Origin of the sequence: Serratia sp. T13T92 (genome assembly GCF_047530105.1) — a bacterium.
Taxonomy (GTDB): domain Bacteria; phylum Pseudomonadota; class Gammaproteobacteria; order Enterobacterales; family Enterobacteriaceae; genus Chania; species Chania fonticola.
Genome location: NZ_JBLJAK010000014.1, coordinates 44,964 through 63,622, shown reverse-complemented (window position 1 = coordinate 63,622; position 18,659 = coordinate 44,964). Strand labels below are relative to the sequence as shown.

The 18,659-nt window shown below is 54.8% G+C and carries 17 protein-coding genes; 5 read left to right on the top strand and 12 right to left on the bottom strand.

Annotation, left to right across the window (positions count from 1 at the left end; translation table 11 throughout):
- Positions 1 to 1,248, top strand: coding sequence for a Zn-dependent hydrolase (locus tag ACMV5I_RS14990; protein WP_414824697.1), 1,248 nt, complete (start codon positions 1 to 3; stop codon positions 1,246 to 1,248).
- Positions 1,241 to 2,425, top strand: coding sequence for a M20 family metallopeptidase (locus ACMV5I_RS14985; RefSeq protein ID WP_021807871.1), 1,185 nt, complete (start codon positions 1,241 to 1,243; stop codon positions 2,423 to 2,425). Before ACMV5I_RS14990 ends, ACMV5I_RS14985 begins: the two co-directional genes overlap by 8 nt.
- 240 nt (positions 2,426 to 2,665) lie before the next feature.
- On the opposite strand, the gene ACMV5I_RS14980 is transcribed toward ACMV5I_RS14985, so the two are convergent.
- The 6 genes from ACMV5I_RS14980 to rtcR form a co-directional block, all read right to left on the bottom strand.
- The gene (locus ACMV5I_RS14980) at positions 2,666 to 3,895 is read right to left on the bottom strand and encodes a lysozyme inhibitor LprI family protein (protein ID WP_414824696.1); all 1,230 of its coding nucleotides are present in this window, start codon (positions 3,893 to 3,895) and stop codon (positions 2,666 to 2,668) included.
- Between the two features lie 156 nt (positions 3,896 to 4,051).
- Positions 4,052 to 5,014 (bottom strand): GTPase, encoded by a 963-nt coding sequence (gene yjiA / locus ACMV5I_RS14975; RefSeq protein ID WP_414824695.1) that lies wholly within the window; start codon positions 5,012 to 5,014, stop codon positions 4,052 to 4,054.
- A 23-nt stretch (positions 5,015 to 5,037) separates the two neighbouring features.
- Positions 5,038 to 5,241 carry a YbdD/YjiX family protein gene (locus ACMV5I_RS14970; protein WP_414824694.1) on the bottom strand — a complete coding sequence of 68 codons (204 nt, stop codon included), beginning with the start codon at positions 5,239 to 5,241 and terminating at the stop codon, positions 5,038 to 5,040.
- A 129-nt stretch (positions 5,242 to 5,370) separates the two neighbouring features.
- Positions 5,371 to 7,524, bottom strand: coding sequence for a carbon starvation CstA family protein (locus ACMV5I_RS14965; protein ID WP_414824693.1), 2,154 nt, complete (start codon positions 7,522 to 7,524; stop codon positions 5,371 to 5,373).
- A 200-nt stretch (positions 7,525 to 7,724) separates the two neighbouring features.
- Positions 7,725 to 8,279 carry an isopentenyl-diphosphate Delta-isomerase gene (idi, locus tag ACMV5I_RS14960; protein ID WP_414824691.1) on the bottom strand — a complete coding sequence of 185 codons (555 nt, stop codon included), beginning with the start codon at positions 8,277 to 8,279 and terminating at the stop codon, positions 7,725 to 7,727.
- 90 nt (positions 8,280 to 8,369) lie between these two features.
- Entirely contained in the window at positions 8,370 to 9,941 is a 1,572-nt protein-coding gene (gene rtcR, locus ACMV5I_RS14955; protein WP_414824690.1) for an RNA repair transcriptional activator RtcR, read from the bottom strand.
- Between the two features lie 189 nt (positions 9,942 to 10,130).
- Between rtcR and ACMV5I_RS14950 the strand changes: the two genes are divergently transcribed.
- The gene (locus ACMV5I_RS14950; protein WP_121608620.1) at positions 10,131 to 11,354 is read left to right on the top strand and encodes an RtcB family protein; all 1,224 of its coding nucleotides are present in this window, start codon (positions 10,131 to 10,133) and stop codon (positions 11,352 to 11,354) included.
- A gap of 4 nt (positions 11,355 to 11,358) precedes the next feature.
- On the top strand, positions 11,359 to 12,150 hold the full coding sequence (locus ACMV5I_RS14945) for a DNA polymerase beta superfamily protein (protein WP_414824689.1): 792 nt from the start codon (positions 11,359 to 11,361) through the stop codon (positions 12,148 to 12,150).
- Between the two features lie 181 nt (positions 12,151 to 12,331).
- Here ACMV5I_RS14945 and ACMV5I_RS14940 read toward each other — a convergent pair whose 3' ends face one another.
- The 6 genes from ACMV5I_RS14940 to ACMV5I_RS14915 form a co-directional block, all read right to left on the bottom strand.
- A complete protein-coding gene (locus tag ACMV5I_RS14940) occupies positions 12,332 to 13,096 on the bottom strand; it encodes an HNH endonuclease (protein ID WP_414824687.1) in 765 nt (254 codons plus the stop codon).
- A 162-nt stretch (positions 13,097 to 13,258) separates the two neighbouring features.
- A complete protein-coding gene (locus tag ACMV5I_RS14935) occupies positions 13,259 to 13,525 on the bottom strand; it encodes a hypothetical protein (RefSeq protein WP_141131075.1) in 267 nt (88 codons plus the stop codon).
- Positions 13,526 to 13,817: 292 nt separating this feature from the next.
- Positions 13,818 to 14,819, bottom strand: a complete 1,002-nt coding sequence (locus tag ACMV5I_RS14930; protein WP_371822171.1) for a PQQ-binding-like beta-propeller repeat protein — start codon at positions 14,817 to 14,819, stop codon at positions 13,818 to 13,820.
- Between the two features lie 307 nt (positions 14,820 to 15,126).
- Complete coding sequence (locus ACMV5I_RS14925) at positions 15,127 to 15,855, bottom strand: RES family NAD+ phosphorylase (RefSeq protein ID WP_414824686.1); 729 nt, start codon at positions 15,853 to 15,855, stop codon at positions 15,127 to 15,129.
- A complete protein-coding gene (locus ACMV5I_RS14920; RefSeq protein ID WP_202672769.1) occupies positions 15,836 to 16,597 on the bottom strand; it encodes a hypothetical protein in 762 nt (253 codons plus the stop codon). Before ACMV5I_RS14920 ends, ACMV5I_RS14925 begins: the two co-directional genes overlap by 20 nt.
- 125 nt (positions 16,598 to 16,722) lie before the next feature.
- Positions 16,723 to 17,544 carry an AraC family transcriptional regulator gene (locus ACMV5I_RS14915; protein ID WP_414824685.1) on the bottom strand — a complete coding sequence of 274 codons (822 nt, stop codon included), beginning with the start codon at positions 17,542 to 17,544 and terminating at the stop codon, positions 16,723 to 16,725.
- A 142-nt stretch (positions 17,545 to 17,686) separates the two neighbouring features.
- On the opposite strand from ACMV5I_RS14915, the gene ACMV5I_RS14910 reads away from it, so the two are divergent.
- Positions 17,687 to 18,565: a helix-turn-helix domain-containing protein gene (locus ACMV5I_RS14910; protein ID WP_414824684.1), complete on the top strand. Its 879-nt coding sequence runs from the start codon at positions 17,687 to 17,689 to the stop codon at positions 18,563 to 18,565.
- Positions 18,566 to 18,659: the final 94 nt, after the last annotated feature.

Genomic DNA, 18,659 nt, shown 5'->3' with positions numbered 1-18,659 from the left:
ATGAGCTATGCAAATCAGCTGCGTATTCAGCAGCACCTGAAACAACTGGCCGAGTTTACGGCTACGCCGGGCGAAGGCACGACGCGTATGAGTTACAGCCCGCAGGGCCAACAGGCTCGGGCTTATATCAAGGCACAGATGGAGGCGGCTGGCCTCAGCGTACGTGAGGATGCCATCGGCAATATCTTCGGCAAGAGTCAGGCGCAGGACCCGGCATTGCCGAGCGTGATGATCGGCTCCCACTTTGACTCGGTGCCCAACGGTGGTGCTTTCGACGGCCCTGCCGGAGTGGTGATGGGGTTGGAAGTGGCCAAGCTGTTCCAGGAACATCGGTTATTGCCGCGTTACCCGCTAGAAGTGGTGGCGCTGGTGGAAGAGGAAGGGGCCAGCTTTGGCCGTGGCCTGCTGGCTTCCTGTGCGATTGCAGGTAAGGTGGATGCAGAAGAGCTGCACCGTCTGCGCGATAGCCAGGGGCAATCGGCGGCACAGTGCATGGCGCAGGTCGGTTTTGATGCCGATCGGGTGGCCAGCGTGGTGAGGGAGCCGCAAACCCTCAAGGCGTTTATCGAACTGCATATTGAGCAAGGGCCGGTGCTGGAACAGGAAGGGTTAGACGTTGGTCTGGTAGACGTGATCGTCGGTATCACTCAGTTGGTTGTCACCATCACCGGTAAGGCCGGGCATGCGGGCACCACGCCGATGGATCGCCGCCATGATGCGCTGGTGGCCGCCAGCCAGGTGATCTCTCGCGTTGGCGATTTTGCCCGCGAGGCCGGTGATGAAACGGTCGCCACCACGGGGAAAATTCAGGTGTTCCCTAACGGGGCGAACGTGATACCGAGCAAGGTGATTTTCACCGTCGATATCCGTTCCAAGCGGTTGGATAAGCTGCAACAGGTGGTTGAGCAAACCAAAGCCTGTATCCAACAGCAGGCCGGGGCGGGGATCGCCTGCCAGATTGAACAACCGTTGCTGGTAGAGCCGACGCGTCTGCACAGCGGTATCCACAGCCAGCTACAAAAACACAGCGAAGCGCTGGGCCTGAGCCACCGGACCATGGTCAGCGGAGCCGGGCATGATGCGATGATTTTTGCCGGGATCACCGATGTGGGACTGGTGTTTGTTCCTAGCAAGGACGGCCTGAGCCATCATCCCGACGAGTGGACCGACTATGAGCAAATTCAGAAAGGCATCGACGTTATTTTTCAAACGGTAAAAGAGATCACAGAGGCAAGCAGTTATGACTAATCAAGCTATCGCGCAATCCATTAAAGCCCACGTGGAGGCGATGATTGCGTTCCGTCGCGATCTGCATGCTCACCCGGAACTGCCTTGGGAAGAGGTACGCACCACCCAGAAGGTGGCGCAAGCGCTGGAGGAGATCGGTATTCCTTATCGTCTGACGACGCCAACGGGCGTGATTGCCGAGATTACCGGTGGGCAGCCTGGCAAGACCGTGGCCCTACGCGCCGATATGGATGCGTTACCGGTACAGGAACTCAACGACTCATTAAGTTATAAATCGCAAACCGACGGCAAGATGCATGCCTGTGGGCACGATGCTCACACCGCCATGCTACTGACGGCGGCGAAAGCCTTGTATGAAAACCGTGAGAGCCTGCGTGGCAACGTACGGCTGATTTTCCAACCTGCTGAAGAGATTGCTCAAGGCGCGCGTGAAATGGTGAAGCAGGGCGCGATCGAAGGCGTGGATAACGCGTTTGGCATGCATATCTGGACTACCAGCCCATCTGGCAAGGTGTCTTGTAATGTCGGCTCCACTTTTGCTTCTGCAGATTTGCTGAAGGTGAAGTTCAAAGGGCGAGGCGGTCACGGCTCAATGCCAGAGGCCTGTGTGGATGCAGCGGTCGTTGCTTCGGCCTTCGTGATGAACGTGCAGGCGATCGTTTCCCGTGAAACTTCGCCGTTAGAGTCGGCAGTCGTTACCATCGGCAAAATGGAAGTCGGCACCCGGTTTAACGTGATTGCTGAAAATGCGGTGCTGGACGGCACGGTGCGCTGCTTTAACGTCGAAGCTCGTGAGCGTATCAAGGCGGCGATTGAGCGTTACGCAGAACATACCGCGGCCATTTACGGCGCGACGGCGCAGGTGGAATACACTTACGGCACCTTGCCGGTGATCAACGAGGAACGCAGCGCGTTGCTGGCACAATCGGTAGTGCGTTCGGCCTTCGGCGACGAGGTGCTGTTTGCCGAAAAACCGACGACCGGCGGTGAGGATTTCAGCTTCTTTATTGAAAATATCCCCGGTTGCTTTGCTCTGTTAGGCTGCGGCAACCCGGAGAAAGGCACCGACTGGGCGCACCACCACGGCTGCTTCAATATCGATGAAGACGTGATGGCGACCGGCGCGGAGCTGTATGCGCAGTATGCCTGGAGCTACTTGCAGCAGGATGCGTTTTAAGCCCGATAGCTTTATTGGGCAACATTGAGTGCGGTGATCGACCCCTCACCCCAACCCTCTCCCACAGGGAGAGGGAGCTGTCCGGAGCTGTAGTCAGGTGCAGAAGTTAACCTGTGGCACAGCATGCTTCGCTGTTTAGCATTCTCGGTATTGAGGTCAGATGTGGGAGTTAATCCGTGGCACATTCGGTCCCCTCTCCCTTTTGGGAGAGGGTTAGGGTGAGGGGCATCACTGTAATTATCAGTCCTCCGGTCCGCTCATCTCGCCGATAAAGTCCATTCTGTCATTGAGCCAGGTGTTCACTATCGCATCGGCGGCTTTGGCCGCATCGCTGGCCGAGAAATGCTTCTCGGTTTGCAACCAGCCCATGGTCGCCAGACGTGCTGGTTCGATGGCGACAAGCAGTTGCTCGCGTTGTTCTTTCGGCCAAACCTTATCATCAGACCAACTGCGGATTATCTGTGCAGGATCGCCCGTGGCTGGCGTGTTCTGACTTGGTTTAAGGAAATCCTCGGGAGAGACGGTGGCGCGCAGGCGGAACATCGCCCAATCGGCATAGCTGGCAAAGCGAATGGTGCCGGAATTCTCACTGGCCTTGCCAATCATCGGTTCTATTAACTTAGTAAGTTGCTGCCAGGCTGGCCGTTCGAACAGATCTCCCTGCGGTGAGCAAATGGGAGCCTGTGAATCACGAGACGATCCATATAATGCCCCAAAGGCTTCATAAGCCGCTGCGCCCTGCTGCTTGAAGATAAAACAGTGCACATAGGGGCGGCCATCGGCGTTTTCATACCCGGCTCGCTCAATGGTCATACGCAATAGCGTCAAAACTGCAACATCATGGCCGGTCTTGGGATCGTTCTCGATATCACGTAACACTGACTGGGAGAATGTGTCGTCGTTCATCGCCTTGATCACGCTTTGATGCCTGGTTTCTACCTCTGCATCCGTGACCTTGCTGGTGGGGGCAAACTGATGCAGGTAAATCAGCCAGGCGGAGGCCAGCGGGCCGCGATACTGCTGCAACTGCTGTGCCGCAGCGGCTGGGTCTGCCGGAATGCTGGCGATGATGTTATCTAGCGCCGAGGCGGCCTGCTTGGCGGTGTTCTGCAACTGGGCGGCGCGTTGGCTAAATAAATCGCTCAGGCAGCTTTCCTGAGCGTTGCAGGCATCCCGCTGCTTCAACCAGCTACGTTGCTCGGTGCGTAACTCGTCGGCCTGATCCCCTGGCAGGCTTGCCATTGCTAACCGGTAATTTTCGGTTAGTTGGCTGTCGAGGCTGCTAAGGTCTGGGTTATTGCAGATGCTATGTTCGACATCGCTGGTGGCTTTGGCACAGTCGAAAGAGGCGGCTTGCACCGTCGTATTGGCCCCGAACGCCAGGCATAGGCAGAGCAACAAGCGCGATAAAGGATGGCTGGCCAATGTTGTACCACGGAGCGCTTTAGCGCGTTGAAGCCTGGCGATCATGCTGAGTTCCTTTTGGTTGAGTCTTTAACTTTCCTCCATATTACTTTATTGCATCTATACAATATATTGGGTGTGCTTTTATTATGTTTATGCAATAACTCCATGGTAAGAAAGACAGCGTTAGTAGCTTTTAACAACCAACGCGGCCCCAACCTATTAACCCAGCGCAGCAAACCCCGCGCGGATCTCATCTTCCGGCAAATCGATGCCGATAAACACCATCGTGCTTTTGCACTCTTCTTCCGGCAACCATTCACGGTCCCAGTCGGCGTTATACAGACGCTGTACGCCCTGGAACAGCAGGCGGCGCGGTTCATCCTTAATCGACAGAATCCCTTTGTAGCGCAGCAGGTTATCGGCGAACTTCAGTAACAAACCTTCCATCACCTCGGAAATCTGCATCAGCTCCAGCGGCTGGTCGTGATACACCACGATCGACTGGATGTTGTTCTGTGCTTGTGGGATGCGGCGGAACAGCGGAGTTGGTGCTGCCACGTTGAGCTTATCGTTAAGCACAAAGCCTTCGATATCGAACAGCACGCTGAGATCGATATCGCCGTGCGTCACTTTATATACCGGTGCGCGGGCGTTCATCAGTTGTAAACGCTGGATCAGCGCGTCGTTATCCGTTGCCACATCGGTCTTGGTCAGCAGGATGCGGTCGGCATAGCCTACCTGGGCCTGCGAGATAGTGAACTGGTTCAACTGCTGATCGGCATGTACCGCATCCACCAACGTGATAATCCCGTCCAGCAGGAAGCGTTGGCCGATGACTTCGTGCGAGAAGAAGGTCTGGGTGATCGGGCCGGGATCGGCCATGCCGGTGCATTCAATAATCAGCCGGTCGAATTCAAGTTGCCCCTGATCGACGCCATCCAGCAGATCCAGCAGCGCGTCTGCCAGTTCGTTGGATTTGCTGCAACAGATGCAGCCGTTGCTGAGGGTGGTGATACGACTGGCGCGGTCGCCAATCAGCGCGTTATCAATCGGCACTTCACCGAATTCGTTCTCGATGACGGCAATCTTGTAACCGTGGTTTTCATACAGAATGTGGCGCAGCAGGGTGGTTTTGCCTGCGCCCAAAAAGCCCGTCAGGATGGTGACTGCAATGGGTTTCATGCCTGGTCCTTGTTCTTACTTAACTAGCAACAGCGCATACCGCCTTTGCCATCGCCACCGTAGCGGGCATCCTGGCGTTCGCGGAAAAATTCTTTATAGGTCATCACCGGTTTGTCCGGATGGTTGTCTTTCATATGGTGGACGTAGGTATCGTAGTCAGGCACGCCCACTAACATGCGTGCGGCTTGCCCGAGATATTTACCCGCCTGGCCGAGGTTTCCGAACATGGGTCTGCTCCAAAGAAAAAATACCCTACATAACGGGCGCACATGCAGCGCCCCTACGATGGCAAAACGGGCACCGTTTAGGGTGCCCTTACTCTATCTATATTATGCAGGGTATCGATCAAATCACCATCAGTGGTGCGACGAAACTTTGACGCCACCCTCAGGAACCGGCACGTATGGCGTCTCCTGATCGGTGCGTTTCGGGTTTTTGTGCGCCGCCATGGCGGTTTTAATACCGAAGAAGATGATGCTATACACCACCAGCAGGAACAGGATGCTCAAACCGGCATTGGTGTAGTTGTTCACCACGATATGGTTCATGTTGGCAACCTGCTGTGCGGTCAGTTCAGCACTGCCCTCGGCGATTTTGTTTCTGTACAGGCTGGCCTGGTAGAAGAAGCCTTCCAGCTGCGGATTGTCGCTGAACAGCTTCAGGCAAATCGCGTAGGTGGTACAGATCAGCAGCCAAACGGCTGGGATCACGGTCACCCAGATGTACTTGGTGCGCTTCATCTTGATCAATACTACGGTGCTCAGTACCAGTGCTACCGCAGCCAACATCTGGTTAGAGATACCGAACAGCGGCCACAGGCTCTTAACGCCGCCCAACGGATCGACCACACCTTGATACAGCAGGTAACCCCAGAGTCCAACGCAGCCCGCAGTACCGGCAATACCGGCCACCAGCGAATCGGTTTTCTTCAGGAACGGCACGAAGTTACCCAACAAGTCTTGCAGCATAAAGCGGCCGGAACGGGTACCTGCATCCAGTGCGGTCAGGATGAACAGTGCTTCGAACAGAATACCGAAGTGATACCAGAAGCCCATGTTTGCGCCAGGGATGACCTGGTGGAACACGTGAGCGATACCGACTGCCAGAGTTGGTGCGCCACCGGCACGGTTCAGTACCGAAGGTTCGCCGATGTCTTTGGCCGTTTGCAGGATCTGCTCAGGGGTAATCACAAAGCCCCAGGAACTGACGGTTGCGGCAGCATGTGCGGAGACATCACGCAGAGAGGCCATGATCATCGGCGCATCTTCGGTGCCCAGACGGTGCAGGTCTGGCATGGTAATGCCCAGTGCTGCCGGTGGGGTGTTCATGGCGAAGTACAGGCCAGGCTCGATGATGGAAGCCGCAACCAGCGCCATGATGGCAACGAAGGATTCCATCAGCATGGCGCCGTAACCGATAAAGCGGGAGTCCATTTCGTTGGCCAGCAGTTTCGGTGTGGTACCTGAAGCGATCAGCGCATGGAAGCCGGAAACGGCACCACAGGCAATGGTAATAAACAGGAACGGGAACAGGGTGCCTTTCCAGACCGGGCCGGTGCCGTCAACAAACTGCGTTACCGCAGGCATTTTCAGCTCTGGGTTGAGGATCACGATACCGATCGCCAGCCCGACGATCACGCCGATTTTCAGGAAGGTGGCCAGATAGTCACGTGGAGCCAGGATCAACCATACCGGCAGCAGGGCAGAAACGAAGGCGTAACCAATCAGCGTATAGGTGATGGTGGTGTCTTTAAAGGTCAGCGCCGGGCCCCAGTATGGGTCGTGGGCAATCACGCCGCCGAACCAGATGGAGGCGATCAACAGCACGATACCGATGATCGACACTTCGCCCACCTTGCCAGGGCGCAGGAAGCGCATATACACGCCCATAAACAGCGCGATTGGCACGGTGGAACAGACGGTGAACACGCCCCATGGGCTTTCGGCCAAGGCTTTCACTACGATCAACGCCAGCACCGCCAGGATGATGATCATGATCAGGAAGCAGCCAAACAGCGCGATAGTGCCTGGGATTGGCCCCATTTCCTTTTTGATGATCTCACCCAGCGAGGCACCGTTACGGCGTGAGGAGATAAACAGCACCATAAAGTCCTGTACCGCCCCTGCCAACACCACGCCGCCTAGCAGCCACAGCGTACCGGGCAGATAGCCGACCTGTGCCGCCAACACTGGGCCAACCAACGGGCCCGCACCGGCGATTGCCGCAAAGTGGTGGCCGAACAGCACGTTTTTATTGGTGGGGACGTAGTTCAGGCCGTCGTTGTTCACCACCGCCGGTGTGGCGCGGGTGGCGTCCAACTGCATCACCTTGGTGGCGATGTAGAGGCTGTAGTAGCGATAAGCCACCAGATAGACCGCTACCGAAGCAACGATGATCCACAGTGCACTAATGCTTTCGCCACGGCGCAATGCGATGACACCCAGGCAGGAAGCCCCGAGTATCCCCAGCAGCATCCATGGGAGGTGTTTTAAAATTCCCTCGCGTTTCATGAGGTATCCTTTTCCTATCTGCAAAAATTGAGTGATAAATCCGATTCTTAGATGTCGGACATTTAGCTGTAGCGTCTTCCCCTGGTTAGGGTCAGGTTTAGGAACAGCTCATCATTGCCAGGCTGGATAGGGAAAGACATCTGAATTTCAGCCAGCGGTTTTATACGCTGGTGAACGGTTGGAATGGCGGGGTGAGTGGTTTAGGCGGAAGTGCGAGTGGCGAAGGCGATCAGGTTTTGCTCCGTTTTGGTATTCGCCAACTGCTGTCCCATCCAAGGGCTGAAGGCCCAGGGGGTTGCCGTTACTGCAGCGATCAACGCGGGTAAATCAACCCAGTGGAAGTCCATCACTTCATCTGCTCTGGCTGCAACGGCACCCGTAGCCAATGCCGCGTAAACCGGACAGATTTCGTTTTCCATAATGCCGGAGGCGTCGGTCTCGCAGTAGCGAAAGTCGGGGGCGACGGCGGTGATCTGTTCAACGCTCAGGCCCACTTCATACAGACAGCGTTGCTCGATGGCGTGTTCGGCGCTCTCTTGCCACTGCGGATGGCCACAGACTGAGTTGGTCCAAACGCCGGGCCAGGCTTTTTTGCTTAGTGCTCGGCGGGTGACCAGCAACTCACCCTGCGGGTTGAAGATCCAGGAGGAGAAAGCCAGATGCAGGGGCGTTTGTCGCTGGTGGGCCGCATATTTTTCCATCACGCCGGTGGGTTGACCTTGTTCATCAAGTAAAACGACATGCTGCTGGGTCATGAAGATTCCAATTTAATCGCGATGTACAACTATTACTATAACACCCGTCTCTCAATGTGGGGGGCACATCATGCTGTGCCCATGCACCTTCTATTTTCGTACCTCTTCCCAACTCAAACCAAAGCGCGCCAGGTACTTACGCAGCCGGTCGGCATCGTTGGGCTGCTTTTTCTGCTGGCGCGAGACGGCAAACAGCTGTCTACCCGCTTCGGAAAGTGACGTGGAAGCTCGGCATACTTTAAGCACTGTCTCCAACTGGCTTTGCTCAAACAAATCGATATCGGCAAGCTCGACAGGTAATTGCACGCTGGTATTCCCCTGCCAATGGGATTTCAGCCGGTCTATCTCTTCATCGACCAACGGCAGGTTGATGCGCCCTTGCTCTGCCAACGTTGCCATGCGTGCGATGGAAGAACCCAACTCGCGGAAGTTACCGCGCCAGACCGCCTGCGGGGAACGGGCAAAAGCCAGATAACGCTGCCTGGCGTCTTTGTCGAAACGGACCTGCGTCTGGTTGCTGCGGGCAAAGCGTTGTAATTCGTAATCGATGTTCGGCTCGATATCCTCGCGGCGCTCAGCCAGGCCGGGCAGCGGGAAGGTCCACATATTGATACGGGCGTATAAATCTTCACGGAAACGGCCTTGGGCGATCCAGTCGCGCATATCGCGGTGGGTACCGGCAATCAGTTGAAAGTCGCTGCTGGCTTCTTTATCGGCCCCAAAGGGGAAGAAGGTCTTCTCCTCGATGGCTTTCAGCAGCATCGCCTGTTCGTCTAACCCCAGTTCGGCAATTTCATCCAGGAACAACACGCCGCCGTCCGCTTCACGCAGCAGGCCAGCCCGTGCCTGTAACGCCCCGGTGAACGACCCTTTCACATGGCCGAATAGGGTCGACATGGCGTTATCGCCGCGTAGGGTGGCACAGTTCACCGCGACAAAACGGCCTTTCACCAGATGGCGCGAATGCCGGAGTTGGTAGATACGCTCCGCCAAAAAGGATTTCCCGGCTCCGGTGGGGCCGGTGAGCAACATGGGCGCATTGGAGCGCAGGGCCACGCGTTCAATCTGGTCGATCAGCGTGTTAAAGGTGGCGTTGCGCGTTTCAATGCCGGCTTTGAGGAACGACACCGAACGCTGTTGTTCATGCAGAAAACGGCTGGTGAGGGCGGTATAGCGGCTGAGATCCAGATCGATCACCGAGTAGATCCCTTGGGGGGATGGGCGATCGCTTTTGTCACCGGGGGCGGTTTGCAGTAGTTGAGCAGGCAGGTATCGTGCCTCGGTTAGCAGGAACCAGCAGATCTGTACCACGTGCGTGCCGGTGGTGATATGCACCAGATAGTCTTCGTTCTCGGTATCAAACGGATAGCGGCTGGCGAAGTCCAGAAAGGCGCTGTACACCTCTTCCAAATCCCAGGGATCCTTGAGTGCTACTTCCTGTAATACCACCTGAGTGGCTGGCGAGACCGCGACGATATCTTCCGCCACCTGCTGCGCCATGCCTTTATCGCGTGGCTGATGCAGCAACTCCAGGCGATCGATCGGCAGCTCGGGCTGCTGGCACAGACCTACCGTTGGCCGCCACTTGCTCCAGCGGTTTTCCCGTTTGCCACGTTTATCCAGCGTGGTGCCCAGCACTCCGATCACGACTCTGCGCTTCATATTATCCCTTGCGATAAAATACTATCCTAAAAGATAAAATACCGTCTTATTGGCATCATCGCCAGTTATCCGTGATTAATTATTTATTAGTTAAAAATCAATACATTGTGATTTTAATGAGGATTTTTTACCGAGTTGGCACGTCTTTCGCTATATCCACTACGTCAAAAGAAAAAGGATGACTAAAGAATGAAGAATAATTATGAGTTGATGGCACCGGTTAACAGCGCACCAATCAAAATGTGGACACAGGGCGTGCCCGTTGAGCCAGAAGCGCGTGAGCAGTTGCTGAATACGGCAAAAATGCCGTTTATTTTTAAACATCTGGCGGTGATGCCGGATGTGCATTTGGGTAAAGGCTCCACCATTGGTAGCGTGATCCCTACCCGTGGCGCGATTATTCCGGCGGCCGTTGGCGTGGATATTGGTTGCGGCATGATTGCGGTGCGTACTTCGCTGGTGGCCGCCGATCTGCCGGATAGCCTGGCTGGGTTGCGTAGCGCCATTGAACAGGCGGTGCCGCATGGGCGTAGCTCAACCCGTTCAAAAAGAGATAAAGGGAGTTGGACCACTCCGCCGCAAACCGTCGATCGCCACTGGGCCGAACTGGCTCCGCGCTTTAACCGCCTGATCGATAAATACCCGCGGTTGCGCAACACCAACAATTATCAGCATCTGGGAACGTTGGGAACGGGTAACCACTTTATCGAAGTTTGCCTGGATGAAACGCAGCAGGTGTGGGTGATGTTGCATAGCGGTTCCCGCGGCGTGGGGAATGCCATCGGTTCGCTGTTTATTGCTCTGGCGCAGCAGGATATGCAACAGCATATCGCTAACCTGCCGGATCGTAACCTGGCCTATTTCGAAGAAGGCAGCCAGCATTTTGACGATTACATGGAAGCTGTGGGTTGGGCGCAGGACTTTGCCCGTCATAACCGGGAAGTGATGATGGAGCACGTGCTGGCGGCGCTGTCGCGTATCGTGACCAAACCGTTCACCACCCAGCAAGAGGCCGTGAACTGCCACCATAACTATGTGCAACGTGAGACGCACTTTGGTGAGCCGGTGTTGGTGACGCGTAAAGGGGCCGTGTCTGCGCAGAAAGGGCAGATGGGGATCATCCCCGGTTCGATGGGGGCGAAAAGCTTCATCGTGCGTGGATTGGGTAACGAAGAGAGCTTCTGCTCTTGCAGCCATGGCGCAGGTCGTACCATGAGCCGTACGGCGGCGAAAAAACGCTTCACCGTGGCCGACCAGATCCGGGCTACCGAACATGTGGAATGCCGTAAGGACAGCGAGGTGATCGATGAGATCCCAATGGCTTATAAAGATATCGATGCGGTGATGGCGGCACAGTCCTCACTGGTAGAAATCGTCCATACCCTGCGGCAGGTGGTATGCGTAAAAGGATAATGTGATGGAACAGCAATTAAACGGCGTGGACAGCGCCATGCGGGAAAGAGTCCGACAAGTGTTGGGTGAGGTAGAAAAACGTTACAACGTGCGGGTGCTTTATGCCTGCGAGTCTGGCAGCCGTGGTTGGGGCTTTGCCTCGCCGGACAGCGATTACGACGTACGCTTTTTGTATGTTCACCCGCCGGAATGGTATCTGCGGGTAGAAGCGCAGAGGGATGTGATAGAGCTGCCAATCGATCATGAGCTGGATGTCTGTGGCTGGGAATGGCGCAAGGCGCTTGGTCTGCTGAAACGGGCTAACCCGACGCTGATCGAGTGGTTGGATTCACCAGTGGTGTATCAGGAAGCACCTGATAGCGTCGCAGCGTTACGAGATGTAGTGCCGGAGTGGTTCTCCGCGCAGCGGGCGCGCTGGCACTACCTGTCGATGGCCAGGAAAAACTTCCGTGGCTATTTGCAGGGTGAGCAGGTACGGCTGAAGAAATACTTCTACGTGCTGCGCCCTCTGCTGGCGGTGCGCTGGATAGAAGCGGGCAAGGGCGTGCCACCGATGCGTTTTGACCAACTGTTGGCTGGCACGATAGAGGATCCGCTGTTGTTGGCGGAAATCCATGAATTACTGGCGGCCAAACGGCGCGCAGGTGAGGCAGAGTACGGCCCGCGTCGGGAAAGGATCCACGCGTTTATCGCGCAGGAACTGACGGCGGATGCCCGGCAGGAAGCCTTGCCCGACAGCCAAGCCCGCAGCGACAAATCGCTGGATGAACTGCTTTATCGCACGGTGATGGTGTAATCAACCGGGGAGAAGGAAGGCTCCCCGGTAACACTGAGAATATAAAAAAATGGTTAACTCATTGATTATATAAGGGCGCATATATACGGCGCCCCTACGAGTTGAGTTGGTTGGGATTTGTCAGGCTAGGTATCCCCCAGTCCGACCGTAGGGGCGCTGCATGTTGCGCCCGTTTAATTCTTCAGTTTTTAGCGATAAAAATGTTCTGCCGATGATAGGCCAACTGGTGGGCATCTGGAGGGAAATCTATTGGCAGCCTTAGCCTGCGACCTTCATATTTGGCAAAGTTCTCTTCGCTGATGGCGCTTTTCAGTTTTTTAAGGCGCGGTGAAAGCACCAGCTCAAGGTGTTCATTAAAGGTGATTAACCCGCGATCGAACGCTTTATCATGCAGGTTGGACAGACATAAGCCGTTGTTGGGGTTGAGCCGATGTTCAACGGTATGTTTCCACGGGCGGATATGGCTGGCGACCAGCAGCATCGGTTCTTCCAGTTCGGTCAGGCAACAGCGATTTTCATACGCATCCAGCACCCGTTTGCGGAACAGCTGCTGACCAACACGCGCATTGATGATGGTGGTTCTTTCTCTGCCACTGAAGTCTTCCATGCCGCTGTCATGCAATGCCATAACTGGTGGTTCCAATTGTGTCATCGCCAATTGGCACTGCTGTTCAAAGGTTTCACTGTCGAAGTTCATTTCCTGCCACAGCGCCTGATCGGCTTTGGAGGCTCCCGTCAGCCCACGCCGGCCAGAGTTAACGATAAACGGATCCAGACTGGCGATGTTCACCAGCTTCATTGCCAATGCGGAAGGTGAGCGGCCGATTAACCCAGCATAGTGGATAATGTCGGGGTTTTTGGCGTGCAACTTACCAAAAGGGATTTGGCTGTATAGCGTAAAAGCTACCAGCAACTGTTCCCGTGTCCAGAGATTGACGGCAGCCATCAGGGCCTCGTTGTGGCATAACTTAATTGCGTTAGTTGAACCACTTACTATGCCAGGCACATCGGTTATTGCCTACCCTCATCGATAATATGCAGCGCCCCTAGGTGGCGAGCCGATGAATAAATGTCTGTAGTCTCGGGAGACTGCGGATTTTTCCAGGGATTAACGGCGTCCGGGATGACCTTTCCCATGATCCTTCCCATACCCATGCTTATTACCGCCCTTGTGGCCACCTTTGTCGCCATGCTCTTTACGGTGAGGTTCTTTATGATCCTTGTCGTCACCATCGCTTAGTAGTGCCAGCGCGACCAGTGCACCTAGCCCGATCACCACACCGGTGATCGCGACCTCATCGTTGGTCATATTGGCACAGCCAACCGTCGACAAACACAGCAAACCAATCAGCGGATTTCTCAAAGACTTAACCATGATAATTGATCCTTTTACGGTCAGTTAGCTTTCCATTCAAACTACCGATACCGTAGGACATCGCGATCGCTGGCTCAAGATAAGCTCAGGTAAATTAAGTGATAAGCTTCGTCAAGGAGCTTGACGTGGATTGACATTAGCGGGAGAGAAGCGGGAGCCAAAGGGTAAAAAGCCTGGTTGAGACTATTCTTCCCCCACCCCAGCGCTGTGGCGTTCAAACGCAAGCGTAAACTGTAGCACGTTCGATTCCCTCTCCTTGGGGAGAGGGTTAGGGTGAGGGAGAATAACGCTATTACTTCAACGCAATGCGGATCACATCATCCGGATCGGTCGCTTCTTTTTCACGGCTTGAAGCCTGTTTCACGCTCACGTACAGCGTTTTACCATCTGGTGACAGTGCCAGGCTGTTTGGATGCGTTGGCGTCTTGATGGTTTCCAACAGCTTGTAGCTCTTGGCATCAATCACGCTCACGGTGCCTTCTTTACGATGAGTGACGTACACTTCATTGCGCGCTGGGTTAAACAGCACGGCCAGGGATTCCGGCACGTCGATCTTCTGCAGAATGTTGCCGTTGTTGGTATCAACAACCAGCACCTGCGGCTGCTTGGAGTCGGTAATAAACGCACGGTGGTTTGCCGGATCCAGGCTGATATTCAGGAAGAAGTGTTCCTTAGACTCATCCAGTTTCTTACGTGACAGCACCTTGTTGGTTTTGGTATCGATAGTCACCAACTCGCCATCGGCATTGGTCACATACAGGCGGCTTGCCGCTGCATCCAGCGCCAGACCGGTACCGTATTTACCGGTTTCGGTGATGGTGGTGCGCAGGGTCAGATCCTTGCCATCCACAACCCAAACCACGCTGGACTCGCCCAGGCCGGTGATATAGACGGTGTCTGTTGTAGCATCTGCCACCAGTTCACGTGGGGCCAATGGTTTCACGGTATCAGAGCGTTTACGAGCGTCCAGCACCAGGCGGCCTTTCACTTCGCCGGTTTTACCGTCGATCGCGGTCAGTGAGTTACTGGTGGTGTTACCAAAATAGAGAGTGTCGGTCTTGGTATTGATGGCGGCACCGAACGGCTTGATATCGTTATGAATGATCTGCGTGATATCCAGCGTTTGTGGGTCGAGGCGATAGACGATGCCGCCCTTATCCAGCTTGCGGCTCTGTGAAGTTGCCAGATACAGCGCATTCTCGCCCTGGCTGTACACCATCTCGTAAGCGCCTTTACCTACCGGCTTACGCAGCAGTTCCGTCTCTGTCTGTGCCAGCACCGAGGTGGAAAACATCAGGCTGCTGAGAAGCAACAGAGGGTAAACCGCACGTCCGCCAAACTTACGGCTGGTGGTCATCATAGCGTTCATAAAAGCTCCATTTCATCAAAATACAGGTCACCACCGGGCTGCTGCTCGGCGGCTAAATTGGGCTCAACATTGAATCGAAAGCAAAATCAGGCCGGTCATGTCATTGCATGCGGCTCACTATATTTGTGAATGATAATCATTATTCTTACGGAAGGGGAGCACTTTTGTTGCTTGGGGCGATAACTGTCACGTTTAGGGCAATCAGCGAGGGAGGAGAATATCCGGCCAGTGTCTACTCTTCGGTCAGGATCAGACCCAGACGCTCGGCGGTCTTTTGGATAATTTGGCCAATGGCTTTATGGCTGAGAAGGCGGCTTGAGGGCTCGGTTATCGAGAGTTCACTATCCATGACCCGTTGGCCGCCAAACAGGATCAAAGCAAAATGGTCGTCATCCCTTTTTGAGTACCACTTCATTCCGTCAACGTTATGATGCTGTTGATAAATAGCCTGCGACCAGGCTCGGGTTTGTGAATATTCGAGCTGGGTACTGCCGATCAATTCATCGCGATCGATGCCCATATAGATACAATCTTGTGCTCGGCAACTGACGACGTTCAGATCCCGCTCTAGTTTTAACTGGATGTAATGCATTTTGGTAAATGGGCGTAAGTCGAAAAATTCTGTTTTGCCAGTGGCGACTACATCGTGAAAAACCGATTCCGCGATAGCGGCTTCGCAACTGCTGGCCAGGTACATGGTGGGGATCAGATCCAAAGCCGCATCTCTGATAGGGCTGAAACGGGCTCCATATTCATTGGGGAGCAATATTCTGCCGGGATTAAAACTGTCACCGGGGTACTGCGCATCATGGCAGCGATGTAACACCGTGCCTTTGGGAATGACTTCGATTCTTACCCGCAGGGTCTTGCCAGGGGCGGCTATCTTGCGGCCAAGAAAAACGGGTGAACCAAAATCTCCCTTTTTGGGCTCACCCTTCTGTTTAACTTTGTTCTGCTCCATCGACAATCCTTTTCGCTTCATATTCCGCCGCCGCAATCACATTGGCAGGATATGACTGCAACATCTCCATGGGACGGCGGCCAGCCAACAGGTTGTTTGACGTCGCGAACCACTGGGCAAGCCCCCAGCCGTGTTTCAGGTTTTTAAAGCTGGCGAGTAACACTGCCATAACGGGAAGCGGGCGATAGTTATCATCCAGCGCATAACGGGGAAAGAGTTGTGTTGCCCCTTTCTTCAAAGAAAATATGCGTTGATGGCTTTTCCATTTGCTTGGCTGGGCCGAGGGATTCTCGGTAGCAAAGCCTGCCAGATGGGAAATCTGCTCCGCCGTGAGCCATTCGCTGGCTGCCAGGATATGCTCACGACCGCGCTCTACCTTGGAAATATCAACCAGCCCGCTGTGGTTGATGGGCTCTTGCGTATCCCGCGGAAGAATTATCCGGGCAGTGTCATCCGGATTGATCTGTTGCTCCAGGCTATGAAACATGGCTTCAAAACGTGTTTCGTCGATGTGGCAGACGTCGCCATGATCATTCTCAGCTTCTCTAACCTGGCGGAGAGTTTGCAACATGATTTTCAGGTGCTCTTCAACCACACCGAGAGACGTTGAGTTGTCTATATCAACTTTCAGCTGAAAGAAAGGCTTCTGCGCCTTCATTTTCCTTTTACTGATGACCATCTGCAGCCCATCTTTCCTGATCCTGAGGCCATCTCTGTTGATGTCGATTTCTCGGGCCAGCATTCTTTTCTCCCGTTAGCTAAAGCTAACCGTTTTAACCATTCTAACCAAACTATCCTCAGTTATAGCAGGTTGTGTAAGAATTGACCAGAACAGATGCTGGCAACATGATCAGTCGAAGTGAGGGCTCACAGCCTTATCGCACCAGCAATTGCCTGATCTGCTGCGGCTTTTTCCGCCAAATAACGGGCCGGGGGCTTACCAACTGCTTTACGGAACATGGTGACAAAGCCACTGGCGCTCTCGTAGCCAAGATCTAACGCCACGGTCTGGACGCTTTCTCCCGGCGTTAAGCGTTGCAGAGCCAGCATCACATGTAATTGCCGCCGCCAGTGGCCAAAGCTCATGCCCATCTGTTGTTGCAGCGTGCGGCTGAGCGAACGTTCGCTCATGCCAATGCGTTGCGCCCACTGGCCCAGAGTGGATTTATCGGCCGGGTTGGCCAGCAGTTGCTCGATCAATTGGCGGATGCGGGCATCATTGGACACCGGCAGGTGCAGGTTCTCCAGCGGCGCTGCGGCCAGTTGGTCCAACAAAACCTGCGCAATACGCCCTTCCGGGCCCTCTTCCGGGTAGAGAATATCGAACTGGCTGGCCTGCAACAGTAACTCTCGCAGCAATGGTGACACCGTCAAGGTGCAACAGTTCTGCGGCAAACCAGGGATGGCGTCCTGCTCAACGAACAGGCAATAGCACTCGCTTTGGCTGGTGGCCCGCGCGTTGTGGCTGACGTTACTGGGCATCCACAAAGCACATTGTGGCGGCACCAGCCACAGGCCATTTTCCACTTCGCAGCGGATCATGCCGCGCACCGTGTAAATCAATTGTGCCTTGCGGTGGCGATGATGGGTGCATTCCCAGTCTTTCTGCACGCTTGATGCCTGAACCGCGAAGATGGCGCGTGGCACGTTATCGATATCGGGTCTGGGATCCTGGCAGGTGGCTTTCATGAGAATAATTATCATATTGGCGTGTTTGAGCAATATTATGTCTTGATTGTGCAATGTGGTCTAGCGCCAACGTCGTTAGAGTAAGCGCCACTGGCGTGTTTTGTGGTAACACGCTCATGACCGACAACGCAGAGGAGAGGCCATGCACCAGGAAAATGTCATCAGTCAACTTCTGGCCTGGATTGAGCAAAGCCTGGATCAGCCCTTGACGCTGGACAGCATCGCGGCCAAATCCGGTTATTCCAAATGGCACCTGCAACGGATGTTCAAGCAGCACACGGGTGAAGTGTTGGGGACCTATGTCCGGCGCAGAAGGTTGACGGCGGCGGCGCGTGAGTTGCGCCTGACCAGCGCCACGGTGGCCTGTATCGCAGATAAATACCAGTTTGATTCCCAGCAGACCTTCACCCGTGGGTTTAAAAAACAGTTTGGTTTACCGCCAGCGGCCTATCGCCGGAGCCTGGACTGGCCTAGTTATGGCTTGCAACCGCCGTTGAATATGGCCAACGAGCCAACGCCTGAAGCAGAGATTATTGTGCTGCCTTCAATGAAACTAGTCGGCCATACGCATCAGGGTAGCTGCACGTTGGGGCAGTTGGGGCCCTCGAAAAAGCTGTTGCGCCAACATGCCTGGCGGCATTTGCTGCATCCGAAACAGGGGTTACCCGCCGTCGCCTATGGCCTGATGAGCCTGAAGGCAGACACCCGGCAGCGGGATCGTCAACAGATGATGTATACGGCGGCACTGCCAGAGGAAGAGGCGGCAGGTGAAACGGTGACGATCGAACCCGGGGAGTATGCCCGCTTTGCCTATCAGGGGCAGGTTGCAGGGCTACAGAACTTTATCGCACGGTTGTATGACACCGCTATTCCGCAGATGAATGCGGTACGGCGGCCAGGGCAGGATATTGAGCGTTTTTCCCCGGCATTGGGCGTTTGCTACGGTGACGATCAGGCGGCGATCAGCTGTGAATATCTTATCCCGATCCGCCGTGGCGAAGAGGGCAGTGGGCTACGCTAGGGTAGGAATTTACCAAAAGGACACTATTCCCTATATCCGGCTACAAAAAAGTGAGGTATTTGCGTTAGTAATGTTTCCATCTTGGCGGCAAGTG

Excerpts from the sequence above, each read along its gene's own strand:
- ACMV5I_RS14990 (WP_414824697.1), top strand. The coding sequence starts at position 1 with ATGAGCTATGCAAATCAGCTGCGTATTCAGCAGCACCTGAAACAACTG.
- ACMV5I_RS14985 (WP_021807871.1), top strand. The coding sequence starts at position 1,241 with ATGACTAATCAAGCTATCGCGCAATCCATTAAAGCCCACGTGGAGGCG.
- ACMV5I_RS14980 (WP_414824696.1), bottom strand. The coding sequence starts at position 3,895 with ATGATCGCCAGGCTTCAACGCGCTAAAGCGCTCCGTGGTACAACATTG.
- yjiA (WP_414824695.1), bottom strand. The coding sequence starts at position 5,014 with ATGAAACCCATTGCAGTCACCATCCTGACGGGCTTTTTGGGCGCAGGC.
- ACMV5I_RS14970 (WP_414824694.1), bottom strand. The coding sequence starts at position 5,241 with ATGTTCGGAAACCTCGGCCAGGCGGGTAAATATCTCGGGCAAGCCGCA.
- ACMV5I_RS14965 (WP_414824693.1), bottom strand. The coding sequence starts at position 7,524 with ATGAAACGCGAGGGAATTTTAAAACACCTCCCATGGATGCTGCTGGGG.
- idi (WP_414824691.1), bottom strand. The coding sequence starts at position 8,279 with ATGACCCAGCAGCATGTCGTTTTACTTGATGAACAAGGTCAACCCACC.
- rtcR (WP_414824690.1), bottom strand. The coding sequence starts at position 9,941 with ATGAAGCGCAGAGTCGTGATCGGAGTGCTGGGCACCACGCTGGATAAA.
- ACMV5I_RS14950 (WP_121608620.1), top strand. The coding sequence starts at position 10,131 with ATGAAGAATAATTATGAGTTGATGGCACCGGTTAACAGCGCACCAATC.
- ACMV5I_RS14945 (WP_414824689.1), top strand. The coding sequence starts at position 11,359 with ATGGAACAGCAATTAAACGGCGTGGACAGCGCCATGCGGGAAAGAGTC.
- ACMV5I_RS14940 (WP_414824687.1), bottom strand. The coding sequence starts at position 13,096 with ATGGCTGCCGTCAATCTCTGGACACGGGAACAGTTGCTGGTAGCTTTT.
- ACMV5I_RS14935 (WP_141131075.1), bottom strand. The coding sequence starts at position 13,525 with ATGGTTAAGTCTTTGAGAAATCCGCTGATTGGTTTGCTGTGTTTGTCG.
- ACMV5I_RS14930 (WP_371822171.1), bottom strand. The coding sequence starts at position 14,819 with ATGTTTTCCACCTCGGTGCTGGCACAGACAGAGACGGAACTGCTGCGT.
- ACMV5I_RS14925 (WP_414824686.1), bottom strand. The coding sequence starts at position 15,855 with ATGGAGCAGAACAAAGTTAAACAGAAGGGTGAGCCCAAAAAGGGAGAT.
- ACMV5I_RS14920 (WP_202672769.1), bottom strand. The coding sequence starts at position 16,597 with ATGCTGGCCCGAGAAATCGACATCAACAGAGATGGCCTCAGGATCAGG.
- ACMV5I_RS14915 (WP_414824685.1), bottom strand. The coding sequence starts at position 17,544 with ATGAAAGCCACCTGCCAGGATCCCAGACCCGATATCGATAACGTGCCA.
- ACMV5I_RS14910 (WP_414824684.1), top strand. The coding sequence starts at position 17,687 with ATGCACCAGGAAAATGTCATCAGTCAACTTCTGGCCTGGATTGAGCAA.